The 13,145-nt window shown below is 58.7% G+C and carries 11 protein-coding genes and 1 pseudogene; 6 read left to right on the top strand and 6 right to left on the bottom strand.

Annotated features, from left to right (window positions below; translation table 11 throughout):
* Positions 1-45 precede the first annotated feature (45 nt).
* The 6 genes from CU048_01245 (at position 46) to metW (ending at position 7,666) form a co-directional block, all read left to right on the top strand.
* On the top strand, positions 46-1,206 hold the full coding sequence (locus CU048_01245) for an acyl-CoA dehydrogenase (GenBank protein ID QBR70130.1): 1,161 nt from the start codon (positions 46-48) through the stop codon (positions 1,204-1,206).
* A 4-nt stretch (positions 1,207-1,210) separates the two neighbouring features.
* A complete protein-coding gene (locus CU048_01240; protein QBR70129.1) occupies positions 1,211-2,818 on the top strand; it encodes a methylcrotonoyl-CoA carboxylase in 1,608 nt (535 codons plus the stop codon).
* Between the two features lie 135 nt (positions 2,819-2,953).
* The gene (locus CU048_01235) at positions 2,954-4,990 is read left to right on the top strand and encodes a 3-methylcrotonyl-CoA carboxylase (protein QBR72560.1); all 2,037 of its coding nucleotides are present in this window, start codon (positions 2,954-2,956) and stop codon (positions 4,988-4,990) included.
* 194 nt (positions 4,991-5,184) lie between these two features.
* Positions 5,185-5,652 (top strand): aspartate 1-decarboxylase, encoded by a 468-nt coding sequence (locus tag CU048_01230; GenBank protein ID QBR70128.1) that lies wholly within the window; start codon positions 5,185-5,187, stop codon positions 5,650-5,652.
* 163 nt (positions 5,653-5,815) lie between these two features.
* Positions 5,816-7,009 (top strand): homoserine O-acetyltransferase, encoded by a 1,194-nt coding sequence (locus CU048_01225; protein QBR70127.1) that lies wholly within the window; start codon positions 5,816-5,818, stop codon positions 7,007-7,009.
* 45 nt (positions 7,010-7,054) lie between these two features.
* Positions 7,055-7,666, top strand: coding sequence for a methionine biosynthesis protein MetW (metW, locus tag CU048_01220; protein QBR70126.1), 612 nt, complete (start codon positions 7,055-7,057; stop codon positions 7,664-7,666).
* 13 nt (positions 7,667-7,679) lie between these two features.
* Here the strand turns inward: metW and CU048_01215 are convergent, their stop codons facing one another.
* The 6 genes and pseudogenes from CU048_01215 to CU048_01190 form a co-directional block, all read right to left on the bottom strand.
* A complete protein-coding gene (locus tag CU048_01215; protein QBR70125.1) occupies positions 7,680-8,210 on the bottom strand; it encodes an inorganic diphosphatase in 531 nt (176 codons plus the stop codon).
* Positions 8,211-8,388: 178 nt separating this feature from the next.
* Positions 8,389-8,895 (bottom strand): GNAT family N-acetyltransferase, encoded by a 507-nt coding sequence (locus CU048_01210; protein ID QBR70124.1) that lies wholly within the window; start codon positions 8,893-8,895, stop codon positions 8,389-8,391.
* A 154-nt stretch (positions 8,896-9,049) separates the two neighbouring features.
* The gene (locus tag CU048_01205; GenBank protein ID QBR70123.1) at positions 9,050-10,339 is read right to left on the bottom strand and encodes a hypothetical protein; all 1,290 of its coding nucleotides are present in this window, start codon (positions 10,337-10,339) and stop codon (positions 9,050-9,052) included.
* A 249-nt stretch (positions 10,340-10,588) separates the two neighbouring features.
* Positions 10,589-11,287 (bottom strand): mannose-1-phosphate guanylyltransferase, encoded by a 699-nt coding sequence (locus CU048_01200; GenBank protein QBR70122.1) that lies wholly within the window; start codon positions 11,285-11,287, stop codon positions 10,589-10,591.
* 76 nt (positions 11,288-11,363) lie between these two features.
* Positions 11,364-11,465, bottom strand: a pseudogene (locus CU048_01195) (SAM-dependent methyltransferase).
* A 120-nt stretch (positions 11,466-11,585) separates the two neighbouring features.
* Complete coding sequence (locus tag CU048_01190) at positions 11,586-13,145, bottom strand: tRNA (adenosine(37)-N6)-threonylcarbamoyltransferase complex ATPase subunit type 1 TsaE (GenBank protein QBR70121.1); 1,560 nt, start codon at positions 13,143-13,145, stop codon at positions 11,586-11,588.

The following is a 13,145-nucleotide window of genomic DNA, read 5'->3' as shown; positions in this document are numbered from 1 at the left end:
AGGTCCTCGCGGCGGCAGTCTTAGAAACCGTCCAGGAGAATCGCGATGCAAAATCCAGGTCTCGATTCCGAATTAAGCCCGGAGCTGGACCTGTTGCGCGAAACGGTTCGCGGTTTCGCTTCGAACGAAATTGCGCCTCGGGCCGCGGATATCGATCGCGCCGATACATTTCCGCTCGATCTCTGGCCCCAAATGGGAGCGCTCGGACTGCATGGGATCACGGTGGAAGAAGAATACGGCGGCTCGGGCTTGGGCTATCTCGCGCATTGCCTCGCGATGGAGGAAATCAGCCGGGCTTCCGCCGCGGTCGGCCTATCCTATGGTGCCCATTCCAATCTGTGCGTCAATCAGATCCGCCGCAATGCCAGCGAAGTGCAAAAGCGCCGCTATTTGCCAAAACTTCTGTCCGGCGAGCATGTCGGAGCCTTGGCCATGTCGGAGGCAAACTCCGGATCCGACGTCGTGTCGATGCGGCTCAGAGCCGACAGAAAGGGCGATCGTTATGTGCTGAATGGTGCCAAAATGTGGATCACGAACGGTCCCTTCGCCTCTGTGCTTGTTGTCTACGCCAAGACCGATCCCGGTGCCGGAGCACATGGGATCACGGCGTTTTTGATCGAGAGCGGGTTCAAGGGATTTGGCTTAGGCCAAAAGCTCGACAAGCTTGGCATGCGCGGCTCGCCCACCTGCGAACTTGTTTTTGAGGATTGCGAGGTCCCTCTGGAAAATGTCATGGGCGAGGTCGGGCACGGCGTCAATGTGCTGATGTCCGGCCTCGATTACGAGCGTGTGGTGCTCGCCGCCGGTCCACTTGGGATCATGCAGGCCTGTCTTGATATTTGCCTTCCCTATGTACGGGAGCGCAAGCAGTTCGGGCAAGCGATCGGCGAATTCGAACTCGTCCAAGGCAAGCTTGCCGACATGTATACGGGGCTCAATGCATGCCGGGCCTATGTTCATGCGGTGGCCCGCGCCTGCGATCTTGGCAAGACTTCGCGTAAGGATGCCGCCGGCGCCCTGCTCTTTGCCGCCGAGCGCGCCACGCAGACCACGCTCGATGCGATTCAGCTTCTCGGCGGAAACGGCTATATCAATGATTATCCGACCGGCCGCCTGCTTCGGGACGCCAAGCTCTATGAGATCGGTGCCGGCACGAGCGAGATCAGGCGCATGTTGATCGGCCGCGAATTATTTGACGGAAATTAGGGCAATGACCGTTCTCAAATCCGGCATCGATCCGCATAGCTTGAATTTTGCCGCCAACAAAGCCGCCATGCAAAGCCTTGTCGAGGATTTGCGAAGCAAGGTCGCTCATATCACGCAAGGCGGGGGTGAGATCGCGCGCAAGAGGCACATAGGTCGCGGAAAGCTCCTGCCACGTGACCGCATCGCGGCCTTGATCGATCCTGGTGCGCCGTTTTTGGAGCTTTCCCAATTGGCCGCATACGAGGTTTATGCGGAGCCCATTCCGGCGGCGGGGATCATCTCTGGGATTGGCCGCATACGTGGACAGGAATGCATCATTATCGCCAATGACGCCACGGTAAAGGGTGGAACCTATTATCCGTTAAGCGTGAAAAAGCATTTACGCGCGCAGGAAATCGCCAGCGAAAACAATTTGCCTTGTGTGTACCTCGTCGATAGCGGCGGCGCCAATCTCCCCAATCAGGACGAAGTTTTTCCAGATCGCGATCACTTCGGCCGCATCTTTTACAATCAGGCGCGGATGTCGGCCGCGGGCATTCCGCAGATTGCGGTCGTCATGGGAAGCTGCACCGCCGGGGGCGCCTATGTCCCCGCGATGAGCGACGAGGCGATCATCGTCGCCGGCCAAGGGACGATTTTTTTGGCCGGCCCTCCGCTCGTCAAGGCGGCGACCGGCGAAATCGTCTCGGCGGAAGATCTGGGTGGTGCCGAGGTCCATTCGCGGGTTTCGGGCGTGACTGATCATTACGCCATTAACGACGCCGATGCGCTGGCAATCGCCCGCCGGATCATGGGCACGCTGAACCGCACGAAACCGCCCGGCCCTGCTCTGCTATCGCCGATCGAACCGCTCCATGATCCAAAAGAGATCTACGGCATCGTTCCGGCCGATCCGCGCGAATCCTATGAAGTGCGCGAAATTATCGCCCGCATTGTAGACGGCAGCGTGCTGGACGAATTCAAGGCTCTTTATGGAACGAGTTTGGTCTGCGGCTTCGCACATATCTTTGGCTGTTCGGTCGGCATCCTCGCCAACAATGGGATCTTGTTTTCCGAATCGGCGCTCAAGGGCGCGCATTTCATTGAACTCTGCGCCCAGCGCAAAATTCCGCTCGTGTTTCTGCAAAATGTCACCGGCTTCATGGTCGGCCAAAAATACGAAGCGCAAGGCATAGCCAAGGATGGCGCCAAGCTCGTGACGGCGGTCGCCTGCGCGAATGTGCCAAAATTTACCGTCATCATTGGCGGCAGTTTCGGCGCCGGCAATTACGGCATGTGCGGCCGGGCCTTTGGTCCGCGCTTCCTCTGGATGTGGCCTAACGCCCGAATCTCGGTCATGGGCGGCGCGCAGGCCGCCAATGTGCTGGCGCAAGTGCGCCGTGACAATTTGGAAGCGGCCGGCAAGCAGCTGTCGGCCGAGGAAGAGGAAGCCTTCAAGGCGCCGATCCGCGATCAGTTCGAACGCCAGGCGCATCCCTATTATGCGAGCGCCCGGCTTTGGGATGACGGCATCATCGACCCGGCCGAGACTCGCATGGTTTTGGGTCTTTCGATCTCAGCCGCCTTGAACGCGCCGATTGAAGAGACGCACTTCGGCGTGTTCCGGCTGTGAAGCGGCCTGGTTTGGGATTTTTCTTCCCGCGTGCGTCAAGGTAACTTGATACAGCTGGGCTCTTTCAAAAAATTCAGCGTATTTCCGGCCGTTGAAGACTCACGATAAGACGCTTGTTCAGATTGGATGGCCGCGATGTTTTCCAAAATCCTGATCGCCAATCGCGGTGAGATCGCCTGCCGGATCATACGCACGGCACGCCCGCTCGGTATTGCGACCGTGGCCGTCTATTCCGACGCCGACGAAGCGGCGATGCATGTCGCGCTTGCCGATGAAGCTGTTTTCATCGGACCGGCACCGGCGCGCGAAAGCTATCTCGATGGGGAGAAGATCTTGACGGCGGCGCGCCTTTGCGGCGCGCAGGCGATCCACCCTGGCTATGGGTTTTTGTCGGAAAATGCAGAGTTCGCGGATGCCTGCCGCGCGGAAGGTTTTACTTTTGTCGGCCCGCCAAGCGCGGCGATCCGGGCGATGGGCGACAAAGCGCAAGCCAAGACCTTGATGGAAAAGGCCGGGGTTCCCTTGGTGCCCGGCTATCATAGGGACGGACAAGACCCCGCCCGGCTCGTCGAGGAAGCGTCGGCGATCGGCTATCCGGTCTTGCTCAAACCTGCGGCGGGTGGCGGCGGCAAAGGCATGAAAATCGCCGGGAGCCCGTCGGATTTCATGTCGCAGCTGGAAAGCGCGAAACGCGAGGCCGCTTCTGCTTTCGGTGACGATCGCATTCTCATTGAAAAATACCTGCCCCACGCACGTCATGTCGAAGTCCAGGTTTTCGCGGACAGCCAGCAGAATTTCGTTCACCTCTTCGACCGCGATTGTTCGATCCAGCGCCGGCATCAAAAGATTATTGAGGAGGCCCCGGCGCCCGGCCTTTCCGCTGAACTGCGCCGGGCGATGGCGGAAGCTGCTATATCGGCAGCCCGCGCGGTCGGCTATGTCGGCGCCGGCACGGTCGAGTTTTTACTGTCCCCTGATGGTGAATTCTATTTTCTTGAAATGAATACGCGGCTTCAGGTCGAGCATCCGGTCACGGAAATGATCACCGGGATCGATCTCGTCGCATGGCAGATTCAAGTGGCGGCAGGCGTCGCGCTGCCACTGTCCCAAGAGCAAATCTCGGTGAACGGCCATGCGATCGAGGCGCGCCTCTACGCTGAGGATCCGCGGCGCGATTTTTTGCCGCAAGCCGGACGTGTCGAGCGGCTCGATTTCCCCGAGGCTGGGCCGCATGTCCGGGTTGATGCCGGGGTCCGCGCGGGCGACACGATCCCGGTCGATTATGACCCCATGATCGCTAAACTGATCGTCTGGGGGAGCGACCGCGACAGCGCCCTTCTTCGGTTACAGGCGGCGCTCGCAGACATCCGCATCGTCGGGCCCGCGACCAATCTTTCGTTTCTGCGCTCGATTGCAGCGCATGCGGCCTTCAACCGGGCTTTGCCGGACACAGCTTTTGTCGAGCGCTATCGAGACGATCTTCTGGCGCCACTAAAACCTGCGGAAGACCAGATTTTGGCGATGGCCGTCATCGGTCTTCTCCTTATGCGGGCCGCCGAGGCAAACGACGCGGCACAACGCACACGTGACCCCGCAAGTCCCTGGAACAGCCAGATTGGCTGGCGCCTGAACGAGGATGCACGGGAGACCTTGCGTTTGCATGAGATTTCACTCAACGGCGCCGAACCGAGCACAATCGGAATTACCTATCTGCGTAAGGGGTGGCGGCTCGACTTTCAGCACACAGGCTCGATCCACGTGGCAGGCTCGTTGGCGCCCGATGGACGTCTCATCGTCGATTTGGAGGGTCATCGCCTCAAGGCGCTCTTTATGCGGTCTGGCCGGGAAATCATCGTTTTTTCAGGAGCTGAGCCCGAGCATCGGTTTTTGTTGGAAGACAAGAGCGCAGAGACGAAGGGGCGCGATGAACGGCCGGGGCGGCTCACTTCTCCCATGCCGGGCCGAATTGCGGCGCTCCTGGTCGAAACGGGCGCCCGCGTGGAGGCGAACCAGCCGGTGATGGTGCTGGAAGCGATGAAAATGGAGCATATGCTGCGGGCGCCGAAAAGCGGGATCGTCAAGGAATTCAGGTTCAAGCTGGGCGATCAGGTGGCCGAGGGCATAGAACTCGCTTTGTTCGAGGCCGACGTCCCGTCCGAGCCTTCTGGATGAATTCTGCGAAACAATGCCTAAATAAAGCTCGACGAGGCCGCGAGGCCACGCGAGGGGCTCCACTCTTGATTCTGTCCAATTATATGCGACTGCGCAAACCAGGTCGCGCTCTGCCGAAAAATGCTCTAAGCAGAGGCGCCCTGGCTCAAGATTGGGCCAAACCCGTTAGTTCCTGCGATGGAATTTGAAAGAACATGCGAAAGGTCATTGGCGGCAAGCTTCATGGCATCCGTGTCACTGATGCAAACCTCGACTACCACGGCTCGATCACGCTTGATCCCGATCATTGCGAAGCTGCCGGCATTCTGCCGCTCGAATTCGTCGAGATCTGGAACAAGCACTCCGGCGCGCGGATTTCGACCTATGTGATCCTAGGCGAACGGGGTTCGCGCTGCTGCATCGTCAATGGGGCGGCGGCACGGACCTGCCAGCCGGGCGACGAACTGATCATTTGCAGTTCAGTCTTCTTGCCGAGCGAAAGCATCGTTGGGCTCGACCCGGCCGTGGTGACGTTGGACGAAGACAACAATATCGTTGAAACTTTGCGATACGCCGTCAGCCTTGACGATTTAGGGCGGTATCAGTTCGCGATTCTCGACGGGCAAGGAGCCAAGCTCAAGGTCCCCTTGAAGGCCGCCGCCGTTAAAACAAAGGCGCGCTGAAAAAGCGGGGCGCAGCGAGCCAAAGGAATTGCAAATTTTCAAAAGCTCTTTAGCCTTGATCTTGATTAGACGGCGGAATCCGCCAGCTCGATCTTGACTCCGCCTCCGGCAATCTCCCATATAACGAACATTATGTTCGCCATATCGAACGATCGGCACAATCGTGCATTTTGTTCCGGCCAGTAGAGCGACGGGTCTTCGCGAAGTCGATGCGCCGCACAGCCTCGTCGTGCATTTCGGCGCCGATCGTCCCTTGCAGACGGATGCAGGGATCGCGCTGAGCCCCTTGACGATCGCCTACCAAACCTATGGCACGCTCAATGCCAAGAAATCGAATGCGGTCCTCGTGTGTCATGCGCTCACCGGCGACCAGCATGTCGCCAATGAACATCCGATCACGGGCAAGTCCGGCTGGTGGCATACCATGGTGGGGCCGGGCCGCCCCATCGACACCGACCGCTATTTCGTCATTTCTTCGAATGTCGTTGGCGGCTGCATGGGTACCACCGGCCCGGCTTCGCTCAATCCGGCGACAGGCCGGCCCTATGGCCTTGATCTTCCGATCGTCACCATCCGGGACATGGTCCGGGCGCAAGCGATGCTCATCGATCATCTGGGCATCGACATGCTGTTCTGCGTTGCCGGTGGCTCGATGGGCGGCATGCAGGTCTTGCAATGGGTCGCGAGCTATCCGGAGCGGGTCTTTGCCGCGATGCCCATCGCGACCGCGGCCCGCCACTCCTCCCAAAACATCGCCTTTCATGAGGTCGGGCGGCAAGCCGTGATGGCCGATCCGGATTGGCGTCAGGGCCGCTATCTCGAAGAGGGTGTCATTCCAACCAAGGGGCTCGCGGTCGCCAGAATGGCGGCCCACATCACCTATCTGTCGGATGATGCCTTGCAGAGCAAGTTTGGCCGCAAATTGCAGGACCGCAGCGCGCCCACTTTTTCGTTCGATGCGGATTTCCAAATCGAGAACTATCTTCGCTATCAAGGCACGAGTTTTGTCGACCGCTTCGATGCCAATTCCTACCTCTATGTGACCCGGGCCTGCGATTACTTCGATCTCGCCGCGGATTATGGCGGCTCTCTCGCCTACGCCTTCAAGGGCGCCAAGACGCGCTTTTGCGTGGTGTCCTTCAATTCCGATTGGCTCTATCCGACGCAAGCCTCGCGCGCGATCGTTCACGCCTTGAATGCGGGGGGCGCCTCGGTTTCTTTCGTCGACATCGAGACCGACCGTGGCCATGATGCATTTTTGTTGGATACGCCTGAGTTCATTGCGACCTCGCGCGGATTTCTCGAGGCCGCAGCACGGGCCATGGGCATCGCGCCAGCCAAACCCGGGTCGAGCTGAGCCGTGGCAACCAAGAAGGGGTCTAATGGGAACGGGGCGGCCCTCATGGCCTCGGCGCGCGTCGATCTTCTGCTCGTCGCGGATATGGTGGAAGCGAAGAGCCGCGTCCTCGACGTCGGCTGCGGCGACGGCACGCTGCTGCGGCTGCTCAGCGAGGACAAAGGGGTTGATGCCCGCGGGATCGAGCTGTCTCAACGCGGCGTCAACGATTGCGTCGCCAAAGGTCTATCGGTCATTCAGGGCGACGCCGACACCGACCTTGCCGACTATCCGGATAATGCCTTCGATTATGTGATTCTGTCGCAAACCTTGCAGGCAACGCGCAACCCCCGCACCGTGTTGGAACATATGTTGCGCATCGGCCGGCATGCGATCGTGTCGTTTCCGAATTTCGGCCATTGGCGCATTCGCTACCAGGTGGCCATTGGCGGACGGATGCCGCTGACGCGCAATCTTTCCTGTTCCTGGTACGAGACGCCGAATATCCATTTCTGCACGATCCGCGATTTCATCTCGCTTGTGAATGAAATCGACGCGCGGATCGAGCGCGGTGTGGCGCTCGATCGTTTCGGAGCGCCGCTTAAATATAGCGAGCCCTGGATCTGGAATTTTTTTGGCGAACAGGGCGTGTTCCGTCTCGCCCGCAAGAAAAAATAGATTCGCTTAAGACTTATTTCCCAGCTGCCCTTTCAATGGATTTAAGAATGATCCGACGCGCCTCCTCGGCGTCACCCCAACGCTCGATCTTGACCCATTTGCCCGGCTCGAGATCCTTGTAATGGGCAAAGAAATGCTCGAATTGACTGAGCGTAATTTCCGGAAGATCCGTGAAGTTCTCGATATTCTGATAGCGTTTCGTCAGCTTCGCAGATGGAACAGCGATGATCTTTTCATCCTGCCCGGCCTCGTCCCGCATGAGGAGGACGCCGACCACCTTGCAACTCATAATGGCTCCCGGAACAATCGCACGGGTGTTGGCGATGATCACATCGCAGGGATCTCCATCCTCCGACAAGGTATGAGGGATGAAGCCATAATTCCCCGGATACCGCATCGACGTGTAGAGGAACCGATCCACGACAAGAACTCCCGCTTTCTTATCCAGTTCATATTTGATCGGCTCGCCGCCGATCGGCACTTCGATAAGAACATTGACTTCGTAAGGCGGATTATTGCCGACGGAAATCTCATCGAGCTGCATATGCCTCTCCAAAGCCTTCGATTGTTTTGTGATGCCGGGTGTCTTGGCCAAGCAGCCTTAAACGCCATAGACCGACATTTAGGCTAATCCTCAGCGGATTGAAGATTTTTTTGGACCGCTTTAATCTCGTGGATTGCGCAACTGTTTCGACCAAGAGAGTCTACGCATTGGAAGCGCTCTAGTCGAACGCAAATGCGATGCGCGCGCGCGTCTCCGAGCCGAATCGCTCATTGGCCTGCCGCACGTTCTTTCCCCCAAGCCGGGTGTAGAACTGCACCGCCCGATCATTGTCGGCCAAGGCCCAAACCAGAAATGAATCATAGCCATGTTCGGCGAGGTCCTTTCGGGCCAAGTCGAAAAGCCTTGTTCCGAATCCCAGTCCCTGAAATTCCGGCGCGATATAGAGTTCGAAAATTTCCCCGCCGTACTGCAGGGAAGGAACGCGATTGCGCCCATAGCTCGCATAGCCGCCGATGGTTTCGTCGAAATCCAGTACCAGAAGGCGCGATCCCCGCTTGATGGCCAAGTGCCACCAATGCGGTCCGCGCCGGGCGATCATCCGTTCAAGCTCACGGCCGGGAATAATGCCGCGATAGGCATCGCGCCAAGCGGCGTCGTGCACCTCGGCGATCCCTTCGGCATCGCCTTCGCGCGCGTTTCTGATGGTGATGACTGCCTCAATCATGCAGTGATGTTAAGTCCGCTTGGGGCATCGCCGCAAGAGCTACTTCTGGTTGATCTGAAATTCATTGGCGTCTATGGCGCGCGGAACACGCTCGGCCGCCTCGCAAGAGCGTAAGCTTGCCGATTCGGCGCGCCTGATCACAAATTCGCGACTGTTAAGATGAAGCAGGAAACTGATCGGAAAGGCCGGCGCCGTTGTGTGACAATTCTTGCCGAGCTTCCGGCTCCATCGCCCGAATCGCCTGCACATCTGGCCGCTGCACATTGTAGACGCCCTTGACCAACAGGGCGAATGCAATCACAGCACAATCGAGAAGGGTCACCCACCAGATTTGGGCGGTGGCAATTCCCAGAAAGGCGATTGTCAAAACCGTGACGAGGCCGGCAAGCACGGCGGGGGCCGCTTGAGCTGCGACCCGTCCGGCCGCCGAAAAGGCCAGTGCGGTCAGAGTCGCAAAGCCAACGGCGCCGACGAGGCCGAAGTCGTACCAAATCACGAAGAGAAGGCTTTTTGGAGCCTGCTCGGGCAAATAGCCAAAGCTCATGCTGCGATAGGCAAAGTCGAGGCCATGTCCGGTGATCAGCCGGGGCCATTGCGAAGTGATCAGTTCGCTCCAGATCAGCAAGGGTAGCGACCCAGGACCAACTTCCATCCCCGACACTTGTAAAATCAGGCGATAGAGCAAGGGAATCGCCGGCGCCAGGATGATCAGCGGCGCAAGTCCAAAGCCAAGAATACGTGCTGTCTTGGCCGGTCCCGACATGGCCATAGCGAAAACAAAAGCGCCCGCCCCCATTGCCAAAAGCGCGATCTGCGCAAATCCTGCGAGCGACACGGCTGCGATTAAAACAGCTAGAATTGCGGCCGCGATCCAATGCTCGCGCAACGAGAGGATTCCGAGCGCGGGCCAGATCAAGACGATCAACGTCACCATCGAACGCTCGAACAGCGTTTCGTCGAAGGCGAAGCTGCTCAAAAACCAGGGCGGACCAAAAAGCGCCAGGACCAGCGTCGCGACGCTCGCCAGCGCCAGGCCCACGGGCAGAAGGTAAAGATCCACAGTCTTGGTTCGCTCGGGAAGAAAGACGGCGACGAGGATCGCAAGACAAGTGGTGGCCGCCGATTTGAGATAGCGATCGCCGGCTTCCGCGGGGAAAGGGGTCCAGATCAGGGAGAGCGCCGCCCAGAATGCCAGAAACAAGGCGGTGGCTCCGGTCGGCGAGACAAGCGCATCGCGCAGCCGACGGAACTTGTGTTCCGGCGAGGCGAGAGCCGCCCCGCCCAGGATCAAGACCCCGCCGACCGGAAGGAGCACATAAATCGCGCCACGCCAAAAAACTCCGGTGCAAGGCAGGCCGACAAAGAGGATCGCCAAACCGAGCCGGATCAGGAGTTTTGCCGCATCCGCGGCCGGGGTATCACTTGATCGCACGGCGACGGACATTGCCCTCGCTTTATGAAAAGACCGGGATGGTCCAGGGAGTCGACCCAATCTTAGCTCAGGCAAGCCTTTCTTGCAGTCAATGTTTTGCAACACATAGGCGAGAAAAACCGGAAACCCTGAAAATACAATATTTTCTGGGTTTCGACAGTAATGATTAACGCAACTTAACAATTCTCGCTGAAAATTGTCGAAAATAAGATAAAGCCGTTGCGGTCGAATGGCGGAAACCTTGACGCCGGTCGCCTGCCCTCAAACCAAGCCGTGCGCAATCTTTCGTTCTGCTTCCTCGATCGCCTGCGGCGTACCGACATGCAGCCACAGGCCATCGAGCCTTTGCCCGAACAGCCGGCCTTTCTTGGCCGCCTCGAAAAAGTATGGCGCCAACGGAAAGATCGCTCGCTTTTCGGTTTCGAAAAGGGCGGGTTTGATGATTCCGACGCCGGTATAGACGAAAGGCGCGATCTCATGCTCCCCGCGTCGGACGAGGCGGCCGTCCGGCGCCATCTTGAAATCTCCGGAGGTTTCCGCGCCGACACTGGCGGTCACCGCGGCGACGAGCAGCAATATGTCCATCTGGTCCGGATTCCAGGCCGCCGCGAGACGCCGCAAATTGTCCGCCGGGCCCTCAATCCAGAACGCATCGGTGTTGGCGATGAAAAACGCCTCCCGGCCGAGCAGAGGCAGAGCTTTGGCAATCCCTCCGCCTTGATCGAGAAGCATTTCGCTTTCGTCCGAGACGACAATCTCGGGGACCTTGCGGTCGGCCAGATGCGCGATGATCTGGCGAGCCAGATGATGCACATTGACAATGGCGGTCTCAACCCCGGCGACGGCAAAACGGTCTAGCATGTGGTCGATCAGCGGCTTGCCCGCCACTTTGATCAATGGCTTCGGCGTCACGTCGCTCAAGGGCCGCATCCTTGTGCCGAGTCCCGCAGCGAAGACCATGGCCTTGGCAGGCAAATATGGGTGCATGTCGAAGCCTAAAGCGATTGTCGATCAAAGGCTGAGATCGAAAGGGCGCTAGAGCGGGATGAGGAAGAGTCAAAACCGATTTTCCGCCTGCATCCCGCTCTAGACTTTTGGAATCGATCACGATGATTTTGGATCGAGTCAATCCAAAATCATCGCAATCAAAGGAAAAGTTGAAGCGGCTCCATTTTTAATCGGTACGCCAACTGTCGCCTACCCTACCACGCGATCGAAAAGACGGACCATGCAGCTTGGACGAATTTTCGCGCGTTTTTTAGAACGCCCGACTAAATATTTGTGGCAGATGCGTCTCAAACCAGAGTTTGAGCTCGGCCAAAGCCGGATGGTTGAGATCCTTCGCGAGATATTTCTCGAGCCGCGGAAGATGCGCGAGATAGTGCGGTTTGTGGTCGCGCTCGTCCAGCCGGACGAAAATGCCCAGGATCTTCGTCGCACGCTGGGCACCCAAGATCGCATAGGCGCGGGCAAAGGAGGCCATATCGAAGCTCGGATCAGTCTCCCGCCTGAGCCGGGCGTAATGCACGAGCAACCGCAGTTCGGCTTCCTCGGAAACGTCGACGCGGGCGTCCTGCAAAAGCGACACGACATCATAGGCTGCATGGCCTAGGACGCAGTCCTGAAAATCGAGGACGCCGACCCTGGCAATGCCTTCGCGTTCGGCGAGCCAAAGCAGATTGGGCGAGTGATAGTCCCGCAGCGTCCAGGTCGGCCGCGCCGCAAGGACGTCTTGCACGGCCTGACGCCAAAGATTGATGAAGGTGGCTTTTGCGCCGGAGGCCAGTTGCTGGCAGGCGACGTAGGGGATGTACCAGTCAAGCAGCAGTTCGACTTCGATGGACAATGCATCGACATCGTAGATCGGAACCCGATAGATCTCGCCGCCATCGACGGGCAAGGTGTCGGGAAGATTCGCAGCATGCAAATGGGCGAGCGCGGTCACCGCGACGGCGTAGCGTTCCTCGATGATGCTGTCTTCGTCGACCAGGGGCTGATTGCCGAGGTCTTCGATGATGGCGAGACCGGCCGCGACATCAAACGCAAAGATTTCGGGCGCCGAGTGGCCTAAGTCGCGTAAGCCTTGGTCGATGGCGATAAAGGGCCGGATGTCCTCGGCGAGCTTCGCAATGGCGCTATAGGGCTTGCCATAGCGTAAGGGCGGACCATCCGCACGGGCCGGCGAGATCATCAAAATTGCGCCCTGCCCATCCGATTTGACCAGGCGCTCATAGCTGCGGGTCGAAGCATCGGTCCGCATCGGCTCGCGTTCGGCGCCGCTCCAGCCGCTGCGCTCCAGAACGTCGTGAATCGCTTTTGCGCGCGCGAGACGCGGAGCAAAGGAGCCCATTCCGGTCAGAGTCACGGCGCGATAGCTTTGGCGGCGGTCCTTATCGAGCTTCAAACCGATGTCGAGCCTGTCGGCACCCAACAAGTCGCCGGCGCGTTCGGGCCATTCGACTAAAACGAGAGCGTCTTCGCAGCTCTCCTCGAATCCCAATTCCACAAGCTCCTGCGGCTTCTCGATGCGATAAAAATCGGCATGAACGATCGGGAAATTCTCGCCCTCGTAGACCTGCATCAGGGTAAAGGCGGGGCTTGGCACTTCAAGGTCGGGTTCATCGGTCAGAAGTCGAATCAGGGCGCGCGCGAAAGCCGTTTTTCCGGCGCCGAGGTCGCCAGACAAGGTCACGAGATCGCCCGGACCGACTAACGCTGCAACGTCGGCAGCAAGCGCGACGATCTCTGCTTCTTCTTCGAGATCCCTCATCCAGATCGTCGTCTCGGAACCGGCTTCCCGGACCGTCTCAGCGGCCAT

This window comes from Beijerinckiaceae bacterium (assembly GCA_004564215.1).
In the GTDB taxonomy this organism is placed as follows: domain Bacteria; phylum Pseudomonadota; class Alphaproteobacteria; order Rhizobiales; family Beijerinckiaceae; genus Methylocapsa.
This window is presented reverse-complemented; position numbering and strand designations above follow the sequence as displayed.